The following is a 24,660-nucleotide window of genomic DNA, read 5'->3' as shown; positions in this document are numbered from 1 at the left end:
CGAACGGTCCCTCATGAGGACGTTCGGCTCCTTGGGCCAAATATCAGCAGCATTCCAATCCGCTCATAGCCCATGCTGGGATAAAGCAGCGCTCCGGCGTGGGTCGCCATCAATACCGAGCATCGCGACCCACGGACCTGGTCATCGTGCAGCATTTTAGCCATCAGCGCCTTGCCGATGCCGCGACGCCGTTGTGAAGGCTCGACATACATGTCCGCGCACCAGGTTGCGCCGACAGCGTCCACGCTGCGGACGCGCCCAACGATATCGTCGCCTTCGACCGCCACATACTGGCGGAACGGCGCGCCGTCGCCGAGCAGATCGGTCGCGATCGGCCGCCTGCGCATGATCTTTCCCAACTGCGCGGCCCGTTCGGCTGTGCGCACACGTTCGATCGAGACGAGAGCTGGTGGGCTCGGTATCCAGCGCAGTGGCTGAACGAAAAAGCCTTCCGTCCGCAGCAGCCGATAGCCGAGCGCTTTGTAGGCGGTTCGGGCTGGTCCATCCGATTCGTCGTTCGCGATCACGACGGAAACAGCAAAACCCGGCCGCGCATGCTGCCGCACGATCGCATCAGCTTCCTCGGCGGCGACGTCATGGACGACCCATTCCTCGCTGCGATAGTCGCGAGGATTCTTGCGCTCGGCATCGCGCATCAGCCACAATGGTCCGACGCGGCTGGCTTCGTAGGGAAAGGTTCGGCTTCTGCCCGTGCTGTAGCCATGCACGAACACTTCAATCGCCACTTCGATCTCACGCCTTGCTGTCGTCATTCACGCAGCGTAGCGTTGGCCATCAGCTCAAGGCAACACGCATCGATCGATGCCAAACCCATGAAAATCAGCGGCAATTCTCAGCCGTCGGGAAATGTTTAAGTTCCATAATCTATCTTATGCGACTTTCGGACGTGGTTGTGGAAGAGCCGCCGCTGGCGATCTTGCGCGGGCCGGCACCTTGCGCCCTGAACGGCTTGGCGTAGGATTTCGTCCGATCCCAACCATCCTGCACACGTTCGGCTCCAAAGTTCATCATGACCGTATCGACCTCGTTCCTGGGCTTTCCCGATCACCACGCTGGTGGCCAGACGCCCCGGGCGGTTATCTTCGGAGCCGGCCACGGCAGCACCTATCCAGGCAAGGACAGCAGCGGCCATGCCTTGGCCGCCGACGCGATCCGGGCCGCGAGCCAGGACGATGCCGCACTCATCGAGCACTGGGATTTCGATCTCGGCGGGCCGCTGTTCGACAGCAAGGCGATCTGCTGCATCGACGCCGGCGACATCTTGACCATCCTGCACGACAATGCCGGCAACCGGGCCCGTATCGAGGCAAAGACGCGCGAGATCCTGTCCTTGCCAGGCGTGCCCATCCTGCTCGGCGGCGACTGTTCCGTGACCATTCCCTTCCTCGCCAGCTTTGCCGACCATGGACCGATCTGGGTCCTGCAGATCGACGCCCATATCGACTGGCGCGACGAGGTCCATGGCGAACGCTACGGCTATTCCAGCCCGATGCATCGTGCGAGCGAGATGACGCATGTCGCCGGCATCGTACAGGTCGGCCTGCGCAGCGTCGGCAGCGCACGTATCGCCGACGTCGAAGCGGCACAGCGCTATGGCAGCCGTTTCGTGACCGCACGCCAGATTCACGCCCAGGGCGTCGAAGCCGCCCTTCGGCATATTCCGGAAGGAGCGCGGGTCGTCGTCACCCTCGATTGCGACAGCATCGACCCAGGCATCATGCCGGGCGTGGCGGCGCGCACGCCCGGCGGCCTCACCTACACGCAGGTGATCGATCTGATGGCGGGTCTCGGCAAGCGGGCCAGGATCGCCGGATTCGATCTCGTCGAGTTCTATCCGCCCGCCGACATTGACGGCCTGTCGGCGCTGACCGCCGCGCGCCTTCTCGTCAATGTGATCGGCACCGTCGCCCGGCAGGTTTGAAACCTCGCTCTTGCACTGATTTAAAAAAAGCGGTCCAAAAAGGAAGGGTTCATCACCAACCTCATCGGCGCCCTGCTCACTCGACTATGCGGATCTGATATGTCAGAACGTGTTTGGCGGCAGGCGCGATCAGCATGACGCCAAGCTTGTCGCGGAACTCGCCGTCGAAGTCCACCGGGCTCGCGATACCGTGCCAGGGTTCGATGCACAGGAACGGGGCACCGCCCGGCTTTGACCAGATGCCCAGTTCCTCAAATCCCAGCCATGTCATTTCGATCGCCGGACCACGCTCGGCCCCATAGCGCACGCTGGTGCCGGCAGGCTGATCCAGGATGACGGCGTCGTCGTCGAACAGCCGTTCGGAGAGCGTCAGTGTTCTGCCTTTGATCGGTGTTGGCCACGACTGCGGGAGCAGCAGGCCATCCTTGAGCCGGCGGATCGGCGCCGGTTCGGCCTCGGCAAAGGTCAGCCGGTAGGCCTCCTTGGGTACTTCCGGCAACAACGGCCAGTTGAATGCCGGGTGTGCGCCGATCGAGGCCGGTAACGGCTCGTCACCAGTATTGGTGATCTCGAAGGTCACACGGAGCTGCTGAGGCTCCAGCGTGTAGGTCACGGCCAACCGAAAGGCGAAGGGGTAGTGCGCACGCGTGTCGGGATCGTCGGTGAGAACCAACGTACAGGATCGAGGTCCCCTCTCCGCCCAGTCGAAAGGCTTGTCGCGCGCGAAGCCGTGCTGCGTCATCGGATAGGTCCTGCCGCGATGGCGCAGTTGGTCGCTCTTCAGCCGGCCGATGATCGGGAACAGCACTGGAGAATGGCGGCGCCAGGCTGGTCCGGCCTGCCACAGGAACTCAAACCCCTGCGCATCCCGTAGCGAAACCAGTTCGGCACCCTGGCCGGTTATAACAGCCGAGATGCCGTCGCCATGAAGCGTTTGGCTGTCTGCCACATGTCCTCGCGCGATGTTGAAGGCTGGTGCGGCGCGCAGACTAGCAAAAGCTCTCGGGGACTCAAGATGTAGCCGGGTCTTGCCGGAACGAATTGTGGCCGGAGGATTTCTCCTCCGGCCACCTCTCCGCATCAAGGACGACAATCCTCGCCCTTGCCCACAGCGGACAGTCGTTACTCGCGCTCGCCGGTGAAATTCAGCAGCAGCTGGAAGATGTTGATGAAGTTCAGATAGAGCGAGAAGGCGCCGAAGACGGCCAGCTTCTGTCGAGATTCGGCATCGAAATTCTCGGCATACTGTTCCTTGATCGTCTGCGTGTCCCAGGCGGTCAGGCCGATGAAGACAGCGATGCCGATCACCGAGATGGCGAACTGCAGCGCGGTCGAGCCGAGGAAGATGTTGACGATGCTGGCGATCACCACGCCGATCAGGCCCATGATCAGGAACGACGAGAACTGCGTCAGATCGCGCCTGGTCGTGTAGCCATAAAGGCTGGTGGCACCGAACATGGTGGCGGCAATGAAGAAGGTGCGCGCGATGCTGGTTCCGGTGAAGACCAGGAACACGGAGGCGAGCGACAGGCCCATCACCGCGCAGAACGCCCAGAACATCGCCTGGGCGCTGGCAGCCGACATGGTCTGCATCTTGAACGAAAACAGCATGACGAATGCGAGCGGCGCCAGCATCACCACCCACTTCAGCGGGCTGGAGAAGATCGGCACATAGAGCGCCGGCGTCGACGACACCATGAAGGCGACCAGGCCGGTGACCACGAGGCCGAGACCCATATAGTTGTAGACGCGCAGCATGTGCTGCCGCAGGCCCTCGTCGTACATGGCACCGGTTTGGGTGCCCGTTCCCACGCGGTATCCCAGATTGGGGGTATTCATTGGGTGCTCCTTTGTGAATCGGTCAGTAAAGCGTTTTGGCGAGCGTCTCGGCGGCGCGGTCGAGATCATGAACCCCGCTGCGCGCGACCACCGCATAGGCGACTTCGCCGATCTGGAAGTAGGCCGCGGAAATGTCGCCCGACGGCGCAACGGACGGCTTGATCACGTCGAAGGTTCCCGGCCGGATCGCAAACAGCGACACCAGGCCCATGTCCGTGGTATCGACCGCCATCTCGACGCTCGGGCCGAAACGTGACGGATAGATCTGCACGTCGCGCACCTTCCAGTCCTTGGGCAGCGAAGGCATGACGATCGCGGTCGCCGCCCGGATCTCGCCGGCATTGTAATTGGGGGCTTCCGGCTGCGACGGCATGGTTTCGCGCACCAGCGTCGTCCTGTGTGCCCGCACCGCATCGTCGACATAGGCGGGCGGCTGCGGCGAAGCGATGACCTTGGTCACAGACATCGCCCCGATTATGCCGTTCGCCAGCCAGCCGGCGGCAACGAAGGCGGCAACGGCGGCAGCGCGCTGCAAGACGCCGAAGATTCGGCCGCGGGCAAGCCCCCTCTCCAACCGGCGGGCCGCATCAGCGGTCGCCGGCCGCGCCATGCCTTTGGAGCCGGCGAGCGCAACACGCAGTTCATCGCGGGTCCTGAGATCCGACATTACGCGCGCGGCCGCCTCCGGACGGATCGACAGGAAGGCCTCGACCTCGATGCGGCGGGTGACATCAAGCTGGTCGTCGACATAGGCATTGAGGTCGGTGTCGGTCACGGGGTCGACAAGAGCGGTCATGAGTCGCCTCCCACAATCCTGAGATGATTTTTGCCGCACGCCGGGGCGGCGTCTTCCATCTGGCGCAAGGCGGCGCGTGCCCGGCCGATGCGCGACATCAGCGTGCCCAGCGGCACGCCGGTGGCATTGGCCGCCTGTTGACAGGAAAGCCCTTCGATGGCGACCAGATGCAGCGCCGAACGCTGTTCTTCCGGCAGGTTGAAAAAGGCGTCCCGCACCTGCGCCAGGCGCACCGAATGCTCCTGCGGCGCCGGTGCGCTGGCGTCAGCAAGATATCTGGCCTGTTCGACACGCACCGCTTCCGAGCGGCGCGAGCGCATGCGGTCAACAAACGCGTTGTGGACGATCGAGAGCAGCCACGCCCGCAGGTTTCCGCCGGAGCGAAAGGTGCCGCGCCGCTCATAGGCGCGCACCAGCGCGTCATGCACGAGGTCCTCGGCCTCCGCATTGTTACGCGTCAGTGACTGTGCGTAACGCCGCAGCGGCCCGAGTTGTCCAACAATATCGAAGCGTGGCATCGACCGTTTCATGCCCTGTTTACGGAGCATGTGGGGATTTTAATCCCGGCAGCGCTATTATTATTATCCGGGTTTGCCGGAGCACATCGTTCGCCGTTGCCCTCGCCTCGCCCGGGCTTCGTAGAGCGCTGTCAGGCCCGAAGTGGTGTTGCCGGTTTTGGGGCAGTTACCCCGCAGGCACGCAACACCCACCTGTGGCCGTCGCTGCGAAAATCGGTGATGCTGAGCGGCTCGATGTCGATCTTCCCGCCGGCGGTAAGCGGCGCACCGAGCACATGCAGGATCGCGGCGCGGATGATGCTGGCGTGCGTCACCGCGATTGTGTGCCCATGCGCGGCGATCAGTCGACCCATCAAGTCCGAAGCCCTGCCTGCGACATCGGCAAGCGACTCGCCACCGTGCGGCGCCGCATTGGGGTCGGTGAGCCAGGTAGTGATGTCGGCGGGCTGCTCCGCCTGCACGTCCTCGAAACGCCTGCCAGCCCATCGGCCATGGTACCGATCGGCCAGAAGCGGTTCAACCGATGCATCCAACGCCAGCGCCTCGGCGGTCTGCCGGGCACGAAGCGCCGGGGCTGTCCACACGCGGTCGGCACGGCGCAATGTTCCGCGCATAGCCTTCGCCAGCGTCAGCGATCGCGGCTCCAGCGGCTCATCCTCCGGGAACGCACCCTGCCGGGTCGCGGCCGTGGCACCGTTGCAGATCATCGTCAGCCGTACGAGCATAGAGCGTGCTTTCCCTCGAGCCGTTGAAAGCGGCACGGTCAGGTGCCGGTTTTTGCCTTGATGTAACCAAAACCGCTGGTGAAGCGTGCTCGATTTGCGTATCACTCCGCCGCGCCAACGGAACCATAGCGATGTTCGAAGATCTTCAGCCAGCTCCCGCCGACAAGATTCTTGCCCTGATCGGCCTCTATCGCGCGGATCCGCGTCCCAACAAAGTCGACCTCGGGGTCGGCGTCTACAAGGATCGCGACGGCAAGACGCCGGTAATGCGTGCCGTACGCGAAGCCGAAAAGCGGCTGCTGCAGGACCAGGATACCAAGACCTATCTCGGACTTGCCGGCGACACCGGGTTCAACATGGTGATGGCCAAGCTCGCCTTCGGCCCGGGCGCGGACATGTCGCGCATTCGTGCGGCACAGGCGCCCGGCGGCTCCGGGGCGCTGCGGCTTGTGGCGGAACTGCTCAAGCGGACGCGCGCGGACGCAACCGTCTGGCTGTCGAACCCGACCTGGCCGAACCATATGCCGGTGATGCGCGCCGCCGGGCTGCAGATCCGCGAATACCCCTATTTCGATGCGGCCTCGGGCGCGGTTCGTTTCGACGACATGCTGGCGGCGCTGCGGACGGCCAAGAGCGGCGACGTGGTGCTGCTGCATGGCTGCTGCCATAACCCGACCGGCGCCAACCTGGATGCTGCCCAGTGGGCTGCCGTTGCCGAACTGGTCGTCGAGCACGGCCTGCTGCCGTTTGTCGACATCGCCTACCAGGGCTTCGGTGACGGTCTTGAGGCCGACGCCCTCGGCTTGCGGCTGCTGGCGGCGAAAGTTCCAGAAATGGTTGTCGCCTCGAGCTGCTCGAAGAATTTTGCCGTCTACCGCGATCGTGTCGGTGCGGCAATGGTGCTGGCCAGGGACGGCGCGCAGGCCGATGTGGCGATGAGCCAGATGTTGTCGGCGGCACGCGCCATGTATTCGATGCCGCCGGACCATGGGGGGGCGGCAGTGCGCATCGTGCTGGAAGACGCCGCCTTGCGTGCCGACTGGGAAGCAGAGCTGGAAGAGATGCGCCTGCGCATGCTCCGTCTTCGTGTCCAGTTTGCGGAGGCACTGCGGCGGCAATCCAACTCCGACCGCTTCGACTTCGTCGCCAGCCATCGCGGCATGTTCTCGCGGCTTGGCCTCACGGAAGCGCAGGTCGAGCGGCTGCGCACCGAACATGGCGTCTACATGGTCGGCGACAGCCGCATCAATGTCGCCGGACTGCCCGAGGACGGCATGGATGACCTCGCCAAGGCCATCGTCTCCGTACTCGACTGAAGCGGCTCACCCGTGGACAAGGCGCCCTCGCCGGCTGACAGCATTGGCCGCGCGGCGGCCGCAGGATAGCATCCGCTACCATGACGCCATCGAAAGACATTTCGCGCCTGATCGAGATCATGGCGGCACTGCGCGCGCCGAAGACGGGCTGCCCGTGGGATATCGAGCAGGATTTCTCGAGCATCGCGCCCTATACGATCGAAGAGGCCTATGAGGTGGCGGATGCCATCGCGCGCGGCGACCTCGACGATCTGCGCGACGAGCTCGGCGACCTCCTGCTGCAGGTCGTCTATCACGCGCAAATGGCCGAGGAAGCCGGCGAATTCGCCTTCGGCGACGTGGTCCGGGCCATTACCACCAAGATGATCCGCCGCCACCCGCATGTCTTCGGCGACGAGAAGGCCCGCAGCGCCGGCATGGCCAAAGGCATGTGGGAAAAGATCAAGGCACAGGAGAAGGCTGAGAAGCGGCAGGCTCGCCTCGCGCGCGGCCTCGACCCCGAAGAGAACGGCAAGGGGTTTCTGGACAGCGTTCCAGTCGCCCTGCCCGCCCTGACGCGGGCGTTGAAACTTCAGGAGAAAGCTGCCCGTGTCGGCTTCGACTGGAGCGAGGCGGCCCCGATCCTCGACAAGATCGAGGAAGAGATCAGCGAACTGCGCGAAGCGCTGGCCAAGGGCGACACGGCGTCGATCAAGGATGAGTTCGGCGACATGCTGTTTGCCGTCGTCAACCTCGGCCGGCACCTCAAGCTCGATTCGGAAGCCGCGTTGAGCGGCACCAACGAAAAATTCCGGTCGCGCTTCCACTATGTCGAGCAGGCCCTGGAAAAGTCCGGCAACACGCTGGAAAACGCTGATCTGGCGGAGATGGAAGCGCTCTGGCAGGAAGCGAAGGGTGTAAAGTAGGTTTATAGGCCAGCAATTCCAGACGGGAAAGGCTACACTTTTCCTGGAATTGCTCCGGTCTACCCGTTGTTTTTGCGGCGCAATCGGCTCTCTATCTCTTCGCGGGCGCTCCGCGTGGCCTTGAACGAGATGGTGGCGCTGCCGTCATCATTGTCGGTGCGCGAAACGACATCGCCATTGCGGTAAAGCCAATCGACAAGACCGAATTGGGCTGGCTCGATCGTCACCGTCAGGTCCTCGATCTCGCCGGCCATCCGTGTCTCGATGATCGCCTTCAGCGCTTCGATGCCTTCGCCGGTCACCGCCGATATGGCGATCGGCGGACCCTTGATGCCGTCGGCTGCATCGGCAAGCAGCCGGCTCCTGTTGCCTTCGTCGAGTCGGTCGATCTTGTTCCAGACTTCGATCACACGCTTCGTGTCACTGGCATCGACGCCAAGGTCGGCCAGGATGCGCTCGACGTCCTCGGCTTGCGCTGCCGTGTCGGGATCGGAAATATCGCGCAGATGGATGACGAGATCGGCCTCGACCACCTCTTCCAGAGTGGCGCGAAAAGCGGCGATCAGATGCGTCGGCAGGTCGGAGATGAAACCGACAGTGTCCGACAGGATGATCGGCGTGCCATGTGGCAGACGCACGCGGCGAAGCGTCGGATCGAGCGTGGCGAACAGCATGTCCTGCGCCAACACCCCCGCCCCGGTCAGCTTGTTGAACAGCGTCGACTTGCCGGCATTGGTGTAGCCGACGATCGCCACCACCGGGAACGGCACCTTCTTGCGCTTGGCCCGGTGCAGGTCGCGTGTGCGCCGCACTGTTTCCAGCTCGTGCTTCAGCTTGATGATCTTTTCCTGCAGCTGCCGCCGGTCGGACTCGATCTGCGTTTCGCCGGGGCCGCCGAGAAACCCGGCGCCACCGCGCTGGCGTTCAAGGTGGGTCCAGCTGCGCACGAGCCGGCCCTTCTGGTAGTTCAGATGCGCCAACTCGACCTGCAGCGTGCCTTCCTTGGTGCGGGCGCGCTCGCCGAAGATTTCCAGGATTAGGCCGGTGCGGTCCAGCACCTTGGCGTTGAATTCCTTTTCCAGATTGCGCTGCTGCACCGGGGTCAGCGGATGGTCGACGATGACCAGCTCCGCGTGGTTCTCCTTGACGATTTCGGCGAACTCTTCGACCTTGCCGCTGCCGAGCAAGGTCGCCGGGCGCGGGTCGTTGACGGTCACGACAGCCGTGTGGACCGGATCGAGATTGATGGCGCTGGCGAGGCCGACCGCCTCGTCGTGGCGCGCGTCGGCCGAACGCGTCAGCCGCGGACGATTGGTCTCGTCGTCACTGCGTGGCTGGCGGGTCAGGACCGGGACGATGACAACGGCCCGGGTTGGACCCTTGGCTTCCGTCCCGGGATCGTACGCTGGTTTTCCGCGGACCGTGCCGTCCGCGTCTTTCTCACGTGCCAATCAGGCGCCCTGGCTTTCCTCGCCATCGAACATCTGAACCGGCTGGCTCGGCATGATCGTGGAAATGGCGTGCTTGTAGACGAGCTGAGAGTGACCGTCGCGGCGCAAAAGGACACAGAAATTGTCGAACGAAGTGACCACGCCGGTCAGCTTCACGCCGTTGATGAGAAAGATGGTGAGCGGGTTCTTGCTCTTGCGAACTGAATTCAGGAACAGGTCCTGAAGGTTTTGCGATCGTTCCGCCATTGTTCTTGTCTTTCGCCGATCCCCTTCGGTTTGCAAGCCAATGCGCCAAATTGTCGGGCCCATGTCAAGCGCGCAAACATCGTCTTGCCGTCAGTAACGACAAGCAGAACGAGATATATTGATGTTCATTCCACCTGTGCGGTTATCAGGCTGGACTTTTTTCCGCAATGTCAAAAAAGGCCTGCCGCAACGAAAGTGTTATTGATCCGGGGTGCCCATTGGCGACCGGATCGCCGTCGATAGCCACGATAGGCATCGCAATTGTCGTCGCGGAACTGATGAAGGCTTCCTTTGCAGCCTTGGCTTCGGCGACGGAAAAGCCACGCTCCTCGATCTTCAAGCCGAGCTTGGCCGCCACCTCGAACATGGTGGTGCGGGTGATGCCGCGCAGGATGCCGTGCTCGGCCGGCCTCGTGACCAGGACGCCATCCCTGGTGATGATCCAGGCGTTCGACGAGCCACCTTCCTTGACGTTGCCATCGGTGTCGACGAACCAAGCTTCCTGCGCGCCGGCTTCCTTCGCCTTCTGTTTGGCCAGGACGTTGGGCAGCAGGCCGACGCTCTTGATGTCAACGCGATCCCAGCGATTCTCGGGCACGGTAATGACGGCAATGCCAGTTTCGGCGCGTTTGGTGCCTGCGGCGGGATCGGCCTTCCTCGCGGTCACCACCAGGGACGGCTTGGTGTCCGCCGAAGGGAAGACGAAGTCGCGGCTGGCGACGCCGCGCGTCACCTGGACATAGACCAGGCCGTTCACGACATGGTTGCGGTTGACCACCTCGCGCAGGATGAGCGGCAGCACGTTGCGTGCGACCGGCCAGGCGATCGACAGTTCGGTCAGCGAGCGGTTGAGCCGGGCAAGGTGGCGCGGCATGTCGACGATGAAGCCACGGGCCACCTCGCAGACCTCGTAGACGCCATCGGCGAACTGGTAGCCGCGGTCCTCGATGTGCACGGCGGCGTCCGCATGAGCGACGTAGCGCCCGTTGACATAGGCAATGCGTGGCATTGGCAACCCCGGGAAAACTCTCGGGCTTTCTTATGTGATTCCGCCTTTGCCGTAACCGGCAAATGCTTGGCCCAGGCGCGGCTGATTGGACGAGGCGCGTGTCAGACGCCCAGCGACTTCAGCTTGCGATGCAGTGCTGAGCGTTCCATGCCGATGAATTCGGCGGTTTTGGAGATGTTGCCGCCAAACCGGTTGATCTGCGCGATCAGATAGTCCTTCTCGAACTGTTCGCGCGCCTCGCGCAGCGGCAGCGCCATGATGTGCTGGTCGGATTGATTGGGGGTGCGTGGCATGACATCGCCGATCTCGGAAGGCAGAAGGTCAGCGGTGATCGGCGCATCGACATCGTCGCCACGCGCCAGGATCATCAGGCGCTCGACATTGTTGCGCAACTGGCGGACGTTGCCCGGCCAGTTATGCGCCTGCAGCACGGCCAGCGCGTCATCGCCGATGCGGCGCGGTTTTATGCCGGCCTGGCGGGCGATCTGCTTCATAAAATTATCGACGAGATAGGGAATATCCTCGCGCCGTTCGGCCAGGCCCGGCACCATGACCGGCACTACGGCCAGACGGTGGTAAAGATCCTCCCGGAAACGGCCGTCGGCAATCATGGCTTCCAGGTTCTGCGAGGTCGAGGAGATGATGCGGACGTCGACCTTGACTCGTTTGGTGCCCCCTACCCGCTCGAACTGCTGTTCGACCAGAACGCGCAGGATCTTGTTCTGCGTCTCGCGCGGCATATCGGCCACTTCGTCGATATAGAGAATGCCGCGATGGGCCTCCTCGAGTGCACCGACCTTGCGCTCGGTGCCGTTCGATTCGGTACCAAACAGCTCGATCTCCATGCGTTCGGGCGTGATGTTGGCGGCGCTTAGCGTCACGAACGGTGCGCCCTTGCGCGCCGACAGTGTATGGATGGCGCGTGCCGCCAGTTCTTTGCCCGAACCGGAAGGGCCAACGATCATCACACGGCTGTTGGTCGGCGCGACGCGCTCGATGGTCTGGCGCAGCTGGCTCATCGCCGACGACATGCCGATCAGGTCGAAAGTCTCGCCGCTGCGCTGCTTGAGATCGGAAACCTCGCGCCGCAACTTCGAAGTCTCGAGCGCACGCTCGGCGATAAGGATCAGCCTGTCGGCCTTGAACGGCTTTTCGATGAAGTCATAGGCGCCGCGCCGGATGGCGGAGACTGCTGTTTCGATGTTGCCGTGGCCGGAGATCATCACCACCGGCAGGTTCGGGTGCATGGTCTTGATCTCGTCGAGCAAGGCCAGTCCGTCCAGACGCGAGCCCTGCAGCCAGATGTCGAGGAAAATCAGCCTCGGCGCCCGATCGGCGATGGCCGCCAGCGCGCTGTCGGCATCGAATGCCGTACGGGTTTCGTGACCTTCGTCGCTCAGGATGCCTGCGACGAGCTCGCGGATGTCTTCCTCGTCGTCGACGATGAGAATATCAGACGCCATTACCGACCTTTTCAGTTTCTCTTTCGTGTTCCGCCCTGCTTTCGCCGCGCGGTGGTGCGCCGGCCGCAGGCGGCAGGATGATGCTGATCATCGCGCCGCGCCCGCCATGGAAATCCGCGGGCGCATCATGGAGTTCCAGCCTGCCGCCATGGTCTTCCACGATCTTCTTGACGATAGCGAGACCAAGCCCGGTCCCCTTCTCGCGTGTGGTCATATAAGGCTCGAGCAGCCGTTGGCGATTCTCGCGCGGTAGGCCCTTGCCATTGTCGATGACGTCGATTCGAATTGCGCCATTCTGACGGCCGGCTTGAATCCGGATTATGCCGTGCGAACCGTCCTTTTGTTCCAGCCCGTCGATTGCCTCGGCGGCGTTCTTGATCACATTGCCGAAGGCCTGCGCCATCAGCCGGCTGTCGAAAGTGCCCTTCAGCGGCTCGTTGCCGAATATCCGTTCGAAGATAATGTCCGCGCGGCTGACTTCGACCAGGAACGAAGCCTCGCGCAGCGCTTCGCGCAGGTCTATGGCCTTCATCTCGGGTTTGGGCATGCGTGCGAAAGCCGAGAATTCATCGACCATGCGGCCGATGTCCTCGACCTGCCGGATGATCGTGTCGGTACACTGGTCGAAAACCTCGCGATCCTCGGTGATGACCTTGCCATAGCGGCGCTTGATGCGTTCGGCCGATAGCTGGATCGGCGTCAGCGGATTCTTGATCTCGTGGGCAATGCGCCGCGCCACGTCTGCCCAGGCGGAAGAGCGCTGGGCCTGGACCAGGTCGGTAATGTCGTCGACCGTCACGACATAGGATTTTTCCTCGGAGCCGTCGTCGCCAGCCTCGATGGTGATCTGGACATTGAAGGTCCGCTCGGCGCCGGCGCGATAGAAGGTCACCTGCTCGCGGTAGACCGGCTTGCCGGATTTGCGGCCGATCTCGAAGACGCGGCCGACATGCGGCAGAATGGCGGAAAGGTTCTGGCCGAGCGCGGCGCTGGCGGAGATGGCCAGCATCGATTCGGCCGAACGGTTGACGATGGTGATGATGCCGTAGGGATCGACGCCGATGACGCCCGCGGTGACGCCCGCGAGCACGGCCTCCGAAAAGCGCCGCCGCTCGTCGATCAGGTCCTTTGCCGAGAGGATTTCGTTGCGCTGCGATTTCAACTCCAGCAGCATCTTGTTGAACGTGTCGCCGAGCGAGGCGACATCGCCGTCCGAAGACCTGACGGGTACCGCGACGTCGAGATTGCCGGTCGCGACCTCGTCGGCGGCACCGATGAGCTGGCGGATGGGGCGCACAAGACGGTCGGCGACGGCAATGCCGGTCCAGATTGCCGACAGGATGATGATCAGCGTCAGCGACAGGTAAGGCAGCGCGAAGGCAACCTGCGAGGTGCGCCTGTTGTCTTCGAGATTGCGATACTCGTCCGTGTTGGACCTGACGATCTGCCGCGCCTTGATCACCTCGGGATCAACAAGGCGGATGGTGTAGAGATAGAGCCCCTCGATCTCGCGCAGCTTGACGATGGCGCCCATGATGTTGCGGGTGCGCGGTTCGATTAGAACCGGCTTGCCGTCGCTGGCGCTGCTGACCGCACCTTCGGGCGGTTCCGGCATGGCGAAATCGGCATCGGTCTTGGCGCTCATGACGAAAGAACCGTCGGGCTTGATCAGCGCGGCATGGGCCAGTCCACGCCCCACGGATTCCTTGTTCATCAGATCAAGAAAACCAGTCCGATCAAGCCCATACAGCGTGCGGGACGCATCAAGGTCATAAGCCATCGACAATGTCGTGCCCTGCAGGTTGCGGGCATTTTCCTGCACATAGGCGTCGGCGATCGATAGCGAAGAATTGACGATCGTCTTGGTGCGAATCTCGAACCAGCGGTCGAGGCCGATATCGAGCGTGATCGAGGCGATGATCGCCACCATGATGGCGGGAATGGCTGCAACCAGCGCGAACATGGCGACGATGCGCACATGCAGCCGCGAGGCCGCCTTGCCATGACGACGCGCCATGACGATGCGATGCACCTCGCGTCCGACCAGCGCGATGAGAACGAGGACGAAAGCGGCATTGAGCCCGATCAGCGCCCATGTCGTCTTGGCGTCCGGCGCAATCGGCGTTGCACCGACCAGGATGGCGAATGAAATGGCCGCCATGACCAACGCTCCGCCGACCGCAACCACGCCGGGCAGCGCCAGCAGGCGGCGCCCGTCGCGCGCGCCGGGTTCACTGAAAAGCTGTTTGTTGAGGGTCGGTACCTGCGGAGCCATGTCGCCGTCTGGAGCCAGTGATTGCGTCCGATCTATGCAACGCATTGTGGCGATTATGCAACAAGTGTGACAACGACGGAAATCTTTCGCCGTTTAGTCCCCCGAAAAGAGGCGATGTCGGATCAGCGCTCAGCCCGGCCGCGATGATTTGTAGACGTTGACGCCCAGTTCGCGAATCTTCTTGCGCAGCGTATTGCGGTTCAGCCCCAGCAGTTCCGCGGCCTTGATCTGGTTGCCGCGGGTTGCCGTCATCGAGGCCAGCACCAGCGGATATTCGACCTCGGACAGGATGCGCTGATAGAGGCCAGCGGGTGGCAGTTCGCCGGCGAACGAGGCGAAATAGCGCTGCAGGAAGTGCTCCACCGCCTGGCCGATCGATAGGTCGTCGGGAATGAGGTTGCCGCCGCCGGGCACCACGGGACGCTCGCCGGTCTTCAGCTCCGCCTCGATGATTTCGGCGGAGATCTCATCCTGCGAATAGAGCGCGGCCAGCCGGCGAACGAGGTTTTCCAGTTCACGCACGTTGCCCGGCCACGGATACCGCTTCATCAGTTCGATACCGCCGGACGAGATGCGCTTGGTCTGCAGCCCCTCCATCTCGCCGAGCTTGAAGAAGTGACGCACGAGATCTGGCACGTCCTCGGAACGCTCGCGCAACGCCGGCAGCCTGAGCGGCACGACGTTAAGGCGATAGAACAGATCCTCGCGGAACAACCCCTGATTGATGAGCGTGCGCAGATCCTTGTTGGTGGCTGCGACGATGCGCACGTCGGTCTTGATCGGCGTGCGGCCGCCAACCGTCGTGTACTCGCCCTGTTGCAGCACGCGCAGCAGGCGCGTCTGCGCCTCCATCGGCATGTCGCCGATCTCGTCGAGGAACAGCGTGCCGCCCTCGGCCTGCTCGAAGCGGCCGGTGGACCGGTTCTGAGCACCGGTGAAAGCGCCCTTCTCGTGCCCGAACAGCTCCGATTCGATGAGATCGCGCGGAATTGCCGCCATGTTAATGGCAACGAAAGGGCCGCCACGGCGACGGCCATACTCATGCAGCGCGCGCGCCACCAGTTCCTTACCGGTGCCGGATTCGCCCGAGATCATCACCGTCAGGTCGGTCTGCATCATGCGCGCCAGCATGCGGTAGATGTCCTGCATGGCCGCCGAGCGGCCGACCAGCGGCATCGTTTCGGGCTGCTCTTCCGGCCGCGCATCGATCTTCGGCCGTCGCGGCTCCGACAGCGCCCGGTTGACGATGTTGAGGAGCTCGGTCAGATCGAAGGGTTTTGGCAGATATTCGTACGCGCCGGTTTCGGAGGCGCGAATCGCCGTCATGAAAGTGTTTTGCGCGCTCATGACGATAACGGGCAGCTCCGGCCGCGCCTTCTTGATGCGCGGCAGCATGTCGAAGGCGTTCTCGTCCGGCATTACCACGTCGGTGATGACGAGGTCGCCCTCGCCAGCCGCCACCCAACGCCACAATGTCGAGGCATTGGAGGTGACGCGCACCTCGTGACCGACGCGGGAGAGCGCCTGATTGAGCACCGTGCGGATCGCCGCGTCGTCGTCGGCGACGAGAATATTGCCGCGTGCGCTCATTTGCGGTCTCCTTCAGCGTCTTGATCGCCGCCATGCGCGGTTTCCTTCCAGGCCGGCATCAGGACGCGGAAGGTCGTCGCGCGCGGGCGCGGGGTCGAATCGCATTCGATGATGCCGCCATGCTCGCCGACGATCTTGGCGACGAGCGCCAGCCCCAGCCCCGAGCCGTTCGGCTTGGTGGTGATGAAGGGATCGAACAGGATAGGCAGGATATCCTCCGAGACGCCGGAGCCGTTGTCGCGCACGCAGAACTCCAGCGGCAGCGACACGCGGTCCTGTGTGCCTGGAACGGAAACGCGAATACCTGGCCTGAAGGCGGTCGACAGTACGATCTCGCCCTGTGGGTCGCTGCCGATCGCCTCGGCGGCATTCTTGATCAGGTTGAGGAACACCTGGATGAGTTGGTCACGGTTGGCGAATACCGGAGGCAACGACGGATCATAGTCCTCCAGAATCTTGATTCTCTTTGCAAAACCATTCTTGGCGATCGCCTTCACATGGTCGAGCACGACATGGATGTTGACAGGGTAGCGGTCGATCGGCCGCTCGTCGGAAAATACCTCCATGCGATCGACCAGCGACACGATGCGGTCGGTCTCGTCGGTGATCAGCCGGGTCAGCGCGCGGTCCTCGTCGGAGGCGGACAGTTCGAGCAATTGGGCGGCGCCGCGGATGCCGGAGAGCGGGTTCTTGATCTCATGCGCCAGCATCGCCGCCAGGCCGGTCACCGAGCGCGCGGCACCGCGATGCGTCATCTGCCGGTCGATCTTGTCGGCCATCGACCGTTCCTGGAACATCACCACGACGGAGCCCGGGAATTCCGTCACCGGCGCGGCATAGAGATCGACCACCTTCTCGATGCCGAGGCGTGGCGACGACACGTCGACCCGGTACTCGTTGACTGGAGCCCGTCGCTCACGCACCTGGTCGACCAGCGTCAACAACGGGCTGCCGAAGGGAATGAGCTTGGACAGGGTGTTGCGCGCCAGCATGGTCGCGCTCGCGCGAAAGAAATCCTCGGCATCGGCGTTGGCGAAGGTGATGAATCCTTCCTCGCTGATCATGATCACCGGGCGACGGATGGTGTTGAGGACGATCTGGGCGGCATTCGCCCTATCAGCGCCCTGGCCAGCGGTGGCGTTCATGCGGCGCTCCGCAGCTTCAAGGGTTGCGGATGGCGCGAAAACACATCGCGCAGCAGGGCGATGACGCGGGCCGGTTCGAACGCGGTCAGGATCGCCTTCCGGCTGTCGTCGGCGACGCCACCAGCATGGCGATCGAGATACCAGCCCAGATGCTTGCGCGCTTGGCGCAAGCCGCTCTCGACACCATAAAGCGCCAGCATGTCCTCGTAGTGCGCGACGACGTAATCGGCCAATACGGCGGGATTCTGCGGCACGTTGGCCGCCGTTTCACCGGCTGCCGCAGCAGCAATGCCACCGGCGATCCAGGGCGCGCCATAATGCGCGCGGCCGACCATCACCGCATCGGCGCCGGACTGATCGAGAATGGCGGCCGCCTCGGCCGGGGAGCAGACATCGCCATTGGCGACCACCGGAATGGATACGGCCTCTTTGACGCGAGCGATCGCACGCCAGTCGGCCTTGCCCTGATAGAACTGGCAGCGCGTGCGGCCGTGCACCGTTACCATCGTGACACCGGCCTGTTCGGCGCGTCGCGCAAGTGTGGGCGCGTTGAGGGCATCTTCGTCCCAGCCCAACCGCATCTTGACCGTCACCGGCACCTTGACCGCTCCGACCACGGCTTCGATCAGCGATAGCGCATGATCAAGATCGAGCATCAGCGCCGAGCCGGCATAGCCGCCGGTAACCTTCTTGGCTGGGCAGCCCATGTTGATGTCGATGATGTCGGCGCCCTCGCCGGCAGCTATACGCGCGCCTTCGGCCATATGGATCGCCTCGCGGCCGGCAAGCTGCACCATGTGGACCGGCAAGCCTGAATGTCGTATGCGCAGGTCGAAACCCGCCCGGCCCTTGGCGAGCTCCCCGCTGGCCACCATTTCGGACACGACAAGACCCGCGCCATGCGCATGGGCACGGCGCCTGAAGGGCTCATCCGTAATTCCCGACATCGGCGCGAGGAAAACGCGATTGCGGATACTCACGCCACCGACATCGAGAGGTGCGGCCAGTTTGGTCACATTAATCATGCACAAAAACCAAGCATGTCCATTCGTTGCACATTCTCTAGCCAGAACCGCCGCAATGTGCAACGCGGAATGACGCCACATTAAGGCGCAATTGGGAAAATGCTGGCCTTCGGCCTTGGCCGCGACTAGGACCAATCGGCATGACGGACGCAAGTGAAAATCACGTTTCGGAGGCGGATGGCGAAGTCGGGGTGGTGATCGTCGCCGCCGGCCGCGGGGCGCGTGCCGGGCAGGCCAATGGACCCAAGCAATACCAAAGCATCGGCGGGCGCGCCGTTATTGCGCACACGCTGGACATGTTTCTGGCTCACCCCCGAACGGGCCGGATCGTCGTCGCCATCCATGCCGACGATCATGAGCTGTTCCGGCAAGCGGCCGGCGCCGCCGCCGGACGGGTGATAGCCGTCATGGGCGGCCCGACACGGCAGGAGTCCGTCCGGCTCGGGTTGCTTGCGCTGAAGGAGCACGCGCCAAGCCAGGTTCTGATTCATGACGCCGTCCGGCCGTTCGTCGACGCGGAATTGATCGACCGCACCATCGCCGCCATCACCGAACACGAAGGGGCGTTGCCCGCCCTGCCCGTCGCCGAGACGCTGAAGCGAGAATCAAACTCCGGCGTGGTCGCGGAGACTGTTTCCCGCAGCGGGCTGCACGCTGCGCAAACGCCGCAAGGTTTCCCCTACGCGCCAATTCTTGCCGCTCACAACAAGGCGCATCTGCTGGGCAGACTGGACTTTACCGACGACGCGGCCATCGCCGAATGGGCGCATATTCCAGTCAAGCTCGTTCCCGGCTCGCCGGACAATGTCAAACTCACATGGGCACGCGACATCGCCATGGCGCATCAGAGACTTTCCAACGTGCCGATACACTTTCCCGACATCCGCACCGGTAACGGCTACGACGTCCATGCCTTCGAAGCCGGCGACCACGTCACCCTGTGCGGCGTCGCCATTCCGCATGAGAAGAAGCTGTCGGGCCATTCAGACGCCGATGTCGGGCTGCACGCCCTGACCGATGCGCTGCTGGCGACATGCGGCGCCGGCGACATCGGCACGCATTTCCCGCCGTCCGACCCGCAATGGAAAGGTGCCGCGTCCCGGATATTCGTCGAACACGCGGCGAGACTGGTGCGTGAGCGCGGCGGGCGCATCGCCAATGCCGACATCACGCTGATCTGCGAGGCGCCGCGCGTCGGCCCGCACCGCGAGGCGATGACATCAGCCCTTTCACGGATGTTGGGCATTGCCGCCGACCGCATCTCGATCAAGGCGACAACCAACGAGAAGCTCGGCTTCATCGGCCGCGAAGAGGGCATTGCGGCGATCGCCACGGCCAGCGTGGTGTTTCCCGGCGAGGTGCCGGAATGAGCAATAGCGAGCTGGCAATCGCCCTGTTCGAGGCCTGCCGGGAGCGCGGCACCATGGTGGCGACGGCGGAAAGCTGCACCGGCGGCATGATCATCGCCGCGCTGACCGACATCGCCGGCTCCTCCGCGGTGGTCGACCGGGGCTTCATCACCTATTCCAATGAAGCCAAGATGGATATGCTCGGTGTTCGCGCCGCCACACTCGACGCGCATGGCGCGGTATCGCGCGAGACAGTGGTCGAGATGACAGCCGGTGCGCTTGTCCGATCGCGCGCCGGGCTGACCCTGGCAGTCACCGGCATCGCCGGGCCAGGCGGCGGTTCAGTGGAAAAGCCCGTCGGTCTGGTGTGGTTCGGCGTCGGCCTAGGCGGCAAGATGGTCACTGCCGAACGGATGCTCTTTGCCGACAAGGGCCGCGATTTCATCCGCCGCAAAACGGTTAGGCATGCACTGGAACTTGGGCTGAAAGCTCTTGGCCGGCATTAAGCGCCACGGCGCGCTTGGTGCCTTGTTTTTCGTGCATGTCGCTGTTCCCAAAACCGCCGCGCACTTTGGGCGACATGCATCAGGCTGAGGGCGTGATGCCATAGATGACGTTGGCGCGCTTTTCGAACGCCTCGGCGAACATGCGGAAGGCACGGTCGAACATGGTGCCCATCAGCGCGCCCAGAATGCGGCTCTTGAACTCGTAATCGATGAAGAAACGGACGGCGCAGCCGTCGCCATCGGGTTCGAAACGCCAGACATTGCTCAGATATTTGAACGGGCCGTCAATGTACTTCACGTCGATGGCGTTCTCGTCGGGCTTCAGCAGCACCTGCGTGGTGAAGGTCTCACGGATCGCCTTGTAGCCGATGCTCATGTCGGCGACGAGGATGGTGCGCCCGTCGCGCTCCTTGCGCGAGCGCACCGTCAGCGCTTCGCACAGCGGCAGGAATTGCGGATAGGCCTCGATGTCGGCGACCAGCGCGAACATCTGCTGCGGCGTATGGGCGACGCGGCGGGTGGCTTCGAATTTCGGCATGAAACCGGCTCTAGAGCACTTCGCGTCGAAACGGCTTCATGCGACGCGCTTTAGATTCGTTGTTTTCATGCATGTCGTTCTTCCAAAATCGAGGTCACTTTTGGGCGACATGCGTTTAGAGCGATTTCTCGAGCTGGGCTTCGCGCGCCGCGCGCAGCCTGGCGAAATCGTCGCCGGCGTGGTGCGATGAACGCGTCAGCGGGCTCGACGCCATCAGCAGAAACCCCTTGGTCCGGCCGATCGTCTCAAAGGACTTGAACTCCTCCGGCGTGACGAAGCGGATCACCGGATGGTGCTTCTTCGACGGCTGCAGATACTGGCCGATGGTCATGAAGTCGACATTGGCCGAACGCAGATCGTCCATTAGCTGCAGGATTTCGTTCCGCTCCTCGCCCAGGCCGACCATGATGCCGGACTTGGTGAAGATCGACGGATCGAGTTCCTTGACCCGCTGCAACAGCCTGATCGAGTGGAAATAGCGGGCGCCCGGCCTGACCTTCAGATAGTTCGACGGCACGGTTTCCAGATTGTGATTGAAAACGTCGGGCCTGGCCGCCACGACGATCTCCAGCGCGCCGTCCTTGCGCAGGAAATCGGGCGTCAGGATTTCAATCGTGGTCGACGGCGTTGCGGCGCGGATGGCCCGAATAACATCGGCGAAGTGCTGCGCGCCGCCATCGGCGAGGTCGTCGCGGTCGACCGAGGTGATGACGACGTGGCTAAGACCCATCTGCTTGACGGCATGCGCGACACGGGCCGGCTCATCGGGATCGAGGGCTGTCGGAATGCCGGTGGCGACGTTGCAGAAGGCGCAGGCGCGCGTGCAGATCTCGCCCATGATCATGAAGGTGGCGTGCTTCTTTTCCCAGCACTCGCCAATATTCGGGCAACCGGCCTCTTCGCAGACGGTCACCAGCTTGTGGGATTTCACGATCTCCCGCGTCTCGGCATAGCCTTTGGAGACCGGCGCCTTGACGCGGATCCAGTCGGGCTTGCGCAACACCTCCTGGTCAGGCTTGTGCGCCTTCTCGGGATGCCGTACCCGCGGCGCGTTGGCGATCGTATCGAGGACGGTGACCATCTTAACCCTGGTTTTTTTTCGCGACCGCCGCCGGCGATCGTCACTTCCACGTCATCTAGGACTTTTCAACACAAAGAAAAAGGCTGCGGCGACACATGCCGCCACAACCGTTTTCGCATAGCGGAATGGTATCGACTAGCGGCGCACCAGGCGCCCTACCCAGATCAGCAGGCAGGCGCCGATGAAGCCGGTGATCAGATAGGCGGTCCAGCCGACCCCGAAGACGCCGATGTTCAGGGCCTGCAGGATCGCGTTCAGCACGATTGCGCCCACGATGCCGAGAACAATGTTCATGAAGATGCCGGTGTTGCTCTTCATGACCATTTCGGCGAGCCAGCCCGCCAAGCCTCCGATGATGATCGCTGCTATCCAGCCGACGCCATTCAAGTGCATATGCCCTCTCCTTGTGTGATGGGTGAAAATGCATCCGGAAACGAACTACTTTGCCAGCGAGCTCCTGCGGCCTGCGCATCTGAGTCTCGTGCAAGCAATTTATCATGCGTTCAGCGCGCGGCCATAGGCGTCGAGCACGCTTTCCTTCATCATCTCCGACAGCGTCGGATGCGGGAAGATGGTGTGCATAAGTTCTTCCTCGGTCGTTTCGAGGTTCATCGCCACGACAAAACCCTGGATCAGTTCGGTCACTTCGGCACCGACCATGTGCGCGCCGAGCAACTGACCAGTCTTTGTGTCGAAGATGGTCTTGATGAAGCCCTGATCCTCGCCGAGCGCGATCGCCTTGCCGTTGGCGGCGAACTGGAAACGACCGACGCGGATATCCTTGCCTTCGGCCTTGGCCCTGGCTTCCGTGAGACCGATGGAGGCGACCTGCGGATTGCAGTAGGTGCAGCCGGGAATCTTGAGCTTGTCGATGGCATGCACGCCGGGAAAGTTGGCGATCTTCTCGACGCACACCACGCCTTCATGCTCGGCCTTGTGGGCCAGCATCGGCGGGCCGGCGACATCGCCGATGGCGTAGATGCCGGGTACGTTCGTCTTGCCGTAACCGTCGACAACGACGCAGCCGCGATCCGTCTTCACGCCAAGCGCTTCAAGGCCGAGATTCTCGATGTTACCTTGCACGCCGACGGCCGAGATCATGCGGTCGGCGGTGATCTTCTCGACCTTGCCATCCTTCATCTCGACATGCGCGGTGACCGAGTTGGCACCCTTCTCGACCTTGGTCACCTTGGCTTCGAGGATGATCTTCATGCCTTGTTTCTCGAACTGCTTTTGCGCGAATTTCGAGACTTCGGCGTCCTCCACCGGCACTACCGCCGGCAGCAGTTCGACCACCGTCACCTCGGCACCCATGGTGCGATAGAAGGAGGCGAATTCGATGCCGATGGCGCCCGAACCCATGACCAGCAGCGACTTCGGCATCTCCTTCGGCACCATGGCCTCGAAATAGGTCCAGATCAGCTTGCCGTCCGGCTCGATGCCGGGCAGCGCGCGCGGCCTGGCGCCGGTCGCCAGGATGATATGCTTGGCGCTGTAGGTGCCCTCACCCTTGACGCCCTTCGGCACCGGCGGCTGCGGTTCCATCGGCTTCTTGGCCGTCTTGGACACGACGATCTCGCCCGGCTTGGAAAGCTTGGCCTCACCCCAGATGACGTCGACCTTGTTCTTCTTCATCAAGAAGGCAACGCCGCCATTGAGCCGCAGCGAAACCTTGCGGGACCGATCGACCACGGCCGCCGTGTCGGCGCTCACCTTGCCGTCGAGCTTCAACCCATAATCCTTCAAATGATCCGAATAGTGCATGATCTCGGCCGAGCGCAGCAGCGCCTTGGTCGGAATGCAGCCCCAGTTGAGACATATGCCGCCGAGATGCTCGCGCTCGACGATCGCCGTCTTGAAGCCAAGCTGGGCGGAACGCACCGCCGCGACATAGCCGCCGGGACCGGAGCCGATAATGATGACGTCGTAGTTCTCAGCCACGGTTTTCTCCTTCAATCACAATTCCAGCATCACGCGCACGACTGGCGTCAGCGCCTTGCCGATGTTCCGGGTGTTTTCGGCGTCGAGATGGACGCCATCGAGCGGCGTGGTTTGCGCTACGGTAGCTGCATCGAAGAAACCGCAACCGGCCTCGTCGGCCAGCGCCTCATACTGCGATGCCAGATACTTCGAAGCGTCATCGCCGCCGGCATACATCTCCTTGAAGTCGGCATTTTCGGTGCGGCTGACAACAGGAGGCGAGACGACCAGTATCTGCGGCGCTTCCCAGTCGAACGGGTAGTCGTGGCCGCGCACGATGTCGATCAGCCGCCGCATCCCTTGCTTGGCCGCGACCGGATTGCCATGGATCCACGGCTTCATGTCGTTGGCACCGAGCAGGATGATGATCAGGTCGATAGGCGCATGCGTGGCCAGAGCCGTCGGCAGCAGCCTGGCGCCGTTGCGATCGGCACCAGCCAGATGATCATCGAAGGCCGTGGTGCGGCCATTCAGGCCGTCGGCGATGACCTGAACGCCTCCGCCAAGCCCAGCCTGCAGCACGCTTGGCCAGCGATCCTCAAACGCGTGACGGCCGCCCTCGGCATTGTAGGCCCAGGTCAGCGAGTCACCGTAGCAAAGCACCGTCTTCATCCGTTCAATCCGCCCTTCCACCAGCCAAGCCGCGCTTCACACGCCAGCTTACAAACTGGCGTCGGTGATGACGGCCAGCTTCCCGCGCGAGAAGGCCGCCGGCGAATCCGGAGAGAATGAGGGCGAAAAGGCTGGTGAAGAATTTCCGCACCGCCTTCTCCTTTGCCTAGACCAGCATGCCCATCGGGTTTTCGATCAGCCGTTTGAAGGCGACGAGCAGTTCCGCACCCAGCGCTCCATCGACGGCCCGATGGTCGGTCGACAGCGTCACCGACATCACCGTGGCGATTTTGATCTCGCCATTCCTGACCACCGCCCGCTCCTCGCCGGCGCCAACCGCCAGGATCGT

At 63.0% G+C, this 24,660-nt stretch carries 25 protein-coding genes; 5 read left to right on the top strand and 20 right to left on the bottom strand.

The genetic code is table 11. The features are described 5' to 3' along the window. Nucleotides 1-11: 11 nt before the first annotated feature. Nucleotides 12-734, bottom strand: coding sequence for a GNAT family N-acetyltransferase (locus FJ938_RS26185; RefSeq protein ID WP_246673539.1), 723 nt, complete (start codon nt 732-734; stop codon nt 12-14). A 296-nt stretch (nt 735-1,030) separates the two neighbouring features. Here FJ938_RS26185 and FJ938_RS26180 point away from each other — a divergent pair, with 296 nt between their 5' ends. Then, nucleotides 1,031-1,942 (top strand): agmatinase, encoded by a 912-nt coding sequence (locus FJ938_RS26180; RefSeq protein WP_140698898.1) that lies wholly within the window; start codon nt 1,031-1,033, stop codon nt 1,940-1,942. 76 nt (nt 1,943-2,018) lie between these two features. Here FJ938_RS26180 and FJ938_RS26175 read toward each other — a convergent pair whose 3' ends face one another. From FJ938_RS26175 to FJ938_RS26155, 5 genes are all read right to left on the bottom strand, one after another. Then, nucleotides 2,019-2,891, bottom strand: coding sequence for an aldose 1-epimerase family protein (locus tag FJ938_RS26175; protein WP_246673537.1), 873 nt, complete (start codon nt 2,889-2,891; stop codon nt 2,019-2,021). A 173-nt stretch (nt 2,892-3,064) separates the two neighbouring features. Beyond that, nucleotides 3,065-3,781 (bottom strand): Bax inhibitor-1/YccA family protein, encoded by a 717-nt coding sequence (locus tag FJ938_RS26170; protein ID WP_140698894.1) that lies wholly within the window; start codon nt 3,779-3,781, stop codon nt 3,065-3,067. A gap of 22 nt (nt 3,782-3,803) precedes the next feature. Then, complete coding sequence (locus FJ938_RS26165) at nt 3,804-4,577, bottom strand: anti-sigma factor (protein WP_140698892.1); 774 nt, start codon at nt 4,575-4,577, stop codon at nt 3,804-3,806. Further along, nucleotides 4,574-5,095 (bottom strand): sigma-70 family RNA polymerase sigma factor, encoded by a 522-nt coding sequence (locus FJ938_RS26160; protein ID WP_246673535.1) that lies wholly within the window; start codon nt 5,093-5,095, stop codon nt 4,574-4,576. Before FJ938_RS26160 ends, FJ938_RS26165 begins: the two co-directional genes overlap by 4 nt. Nucleotides 5,096-5,226: 131 nt before the next feature. Further along, nucleotides 5,227-5,820 carry a histidine phosphatase family protein gene (locus tag FJ938_RS26155; protein WP_140698887.1) on the bottom strand — a complete coding sequence of 198 codons (594 nt, stop codon included), beginning with the start codon at nt 5,818-5,820 and terminating at the stop codon, nt 5,227-5,229. A gap of 131 nt (nt 5,821-5,951) precedes the next feature. On the opposite strand from FJ938_RS26155, the gene FJ938_RS26150 reads away from it, so the two are divergent. Together FJ938_RS26150 and mazG are read left to right on the top strand one after the other, a co-directional pair. Next, nucleotides 5,952-7,136: an amino acid aminotransferase gene (locus FJ938_RS26150; RefSeq protein ID WP_140698885.1), complete on the top strand. Its 1,185-nt coding sequence runs from the start codon at nt 5,952-5,954 to the stop codon at nt 7,134-7,136. 80 nt (nt 7,137-7,216) lie between these two features. Further along, entirely contained in the window at nt 7,217-8,041 is an 825-nt protein-coding gene (mazG, locus tag FJ938_RS26145; RefSeq protein ID WP_140698883.1) for a nucleoside triphosphate pyrophosphohydrolase, read from the top strand. A gap of 59 nt (nt 8,042-8,100) precedes the next feature. Here the strand turns inward: mazG and hflX are convergent, their stop codons facing one another. The 8 genes from hflX to dusB form a co-directional block, all read right to left on the bottom strand. Continuing rightward, complete coding sequence (hflX, locus tag FJ938_RS26140; protein WP_140698881.1) at nt 8,101-9,492, bottom strand: GTPase HflX; 1,392 nt, start codon at nt 9,490-9,492, stop codon at nt 8,101-8,103. Then, complete coding sequence (hfq, locus tag FJ938_RS26135; RefSeq protein WP_006202172.1) at nt 9,493-9,738, bottom strand: RNA chaperone Hfq; 246 nt, start codon at nt 9,736-9,738, stop codon at nt 9,493-9,495. A 145-nt stretch (nt 9,739-9,883) separates the two neighbouring features. Then, entirely contained in the window at nt 9,884-10,747 is an 864-nt protein-coding gene (locus FJ938_RS26130; protein WP_140698879.1) for a D-amino-acid transaminase, read from the bottom strand. Between the two features lie 101 nt (nt 10,748-10,848). Continuing rightward, nucleotides 10,849-12,210 (bottom strand): sigma-54 dependent transcriptional regulator, encoded by a 1,362-nt coding sequence (locus tag FJ938_RS26125; RefSeq protein ID WP_140606866.1) that lies wholly within the window; start codon nt 12,208-12,210, stop codon nt 10,849-10,851. Further along, the gene (locus FJ938_RS26120; protein WP_181165474.1) at nt 12,200-14,485 is read right to left on the bottom strand and encodes a PAS domain-containing sensor histidine kinase; all 2,286 of its coding nucleotides are present in this window, start codon (nt 14,483-14,485) and stop codon (nt 12,200-12,202) included. The genes FJ938_RS26125 and FJ938_RS26120 overlap by 11 nt, the downstream gene beginning before the upstream one ends. A 129-nt stretch (nt 14,486-14,614) precedes the next feature. Next, nucleotides 14,615-16,075, bottom strand: a complete 1,461-nt coding sequence (gene ntrC, locus FJ938_RS26115; RefSeq protein ID WP_140606865.1) for a nitrogen regulation protein NR(I) — start codon at nt 16,073-16,075, stop codon at nt 14,615-14,617. Beyond that, on the bottom strand, nt 16,072-17,220 hold the full coding sequence (locus FJ938_RS26110; protein WP_140606864.1) for a nitrogen regulation protein NR(II): 1,149 nt from the start codon (nt 17,218-17,220) through the stop codon (nt 16,072-16,074). Before FJ938_RS26110 ends, ntrC begins: the two co-directional genes overlap by 4 nt. Continuing rightward, nucleotides 17,217-18,245 (bottom strand): tRNA dihydrouridine synthase DusB, encoded by a 1,029-nt coding sequence (dusB, locus tag FJ938_RS26105; RefSeq protein ID WP_140606863.1) that lies wholly within the window; start codon nt 18,243-18,245, stop codon nt 17,217-17,219. Before dusB ends, FJ938_RS26110 begins: the two co-directional genes overlap by 4 nt. Nucleotides 18,246-18,385: 140 nt before the next feature. On the opposite strand from dusB, the gene FJ938_RS26100 reads away from it, so the two are divergent. Continuing rightward, nucleotides 18,386-19,615, top strand: a complete 1,230-nt coding sequence (locus FJ938_RS26100) for a bifunctional 2-C-methyl-D-erythritol 4-phosphate cytidylyltransferase/2-C-methyl-D-erythritol 2,4-cyclodiphosphate synthase (protein ID WP_140698877.1) — start codon at nt 18,386-18,388, stop codon at nt 19,613-19,615. Then, nucleotides 19,612-20,100 (top strand): CinA family protein, encoded by a 489-nt coding sequence (locus FJ938_RS26095; protein WP_140698875.1) that lies wholly within the window; start codon nt 19,612-19,614, stop codon nt 20,098-20,100. Before FJ938_RS26100 ends, FJ938_RS26095 begins: the two co-directional genes overlap by 4 nt. A 79-nt stretch (nt 20,101-20,179) precedes the next feature. Here FJ938_RS26095 and FJ938_RS26090 read toward each other — a convergent pair whose 3' ends face one another. From FJ938_RS26090 to FJ938_RS26065, 6 genes are all read right to left on the bottom strand, one after another. Then, the gene (locus FJ938_RS26090; RefSeq protein WP_140698872.1) at nt 20,180-20,638 is read right to left on the bottom strand and encodes a type II toxin-antitoxin system RatA family toxin; all 459 of its coding nucleotides are present in this window, start codon (nt 20,636-20,638) and stop codon (nt 20,180-20,182) included. 115 nt (nt 20,639-20,753) lie between these two features. Further along, nucleotides 20,754-21,719 carry a lipoyl synthase gene (gene lipA / locus FJ938_RS26085; RefSeq protein WP_140698870.1) on the bottom strand — a complete coding sequence of 322 codons (966 nt, stop codon included), beginning with the start codon at nt 21,717-21,719 and terminating at the stop codon, nt 20,754-20,756. A gap of 135 nt (nt 21,720-21,854) precedes the next feature. After that, on the bottom strand, nt 21,855-22,112 hold the full coding sequence (locus FJ938_RS26080; RefSeq protein WP_140698868.1) for a GlsB/YeaQ/YmgE family stress response membrane protein: 258 nt from the start codon (nt 22,110-22,112) through the stop codon (nt 21,855-21,857). A gap of 102 nt (nt 22,113-22,214) precedes the next feature. Next, nucleotides 22,215-23,660: a dihydrolipoyl dehydrogenase gene (gene lpdA / locus FJ938_RS26075; protein ID WP_140698866.1), complete on the bottom strand. Its 1,446-nt coding sequence runs from the start codon at nt 23,658-23,660 to the stop codon at nt 22,215-22,217. A gap of 15 nt (nt 23,661-23,675) precedes the next feature. Further along, on the bottom strand, nt 23,676-24,311 hold the full coding sequence (locus FJ938_RS26070; protein WP_140698864.1) for an SGNH/GDSL hydrolase family protein: 636 nt from the start codon (nt 24,309-24,311) through the stop codon (nt 23,676-23,678). Between the two features lie 166 nt (nt 24,312-24,477). Next, nucleotides 24,478-24,660: 2-oxo acid dehydrogenase subunit E2 (locus FJ938_RS26065; RefSeq protein WP_181169006.1), on the bottom strand; the 183-nt coding region annotated here is incomplete at its 5' end.

It is taken from the genome of Mesorhizobium sp. B2-4-14 (assembly GCF_006442155.1).
Classification (GTDB): domain Bacteria; phylum Pseudomonadota; class Alphaproteobacteria; order Rhizobiales; family Rhizobiaceae; genus Mesorhizobium.
This window is presented reverse-complemented; position numbering and strand designations above follow the sequence as displayed.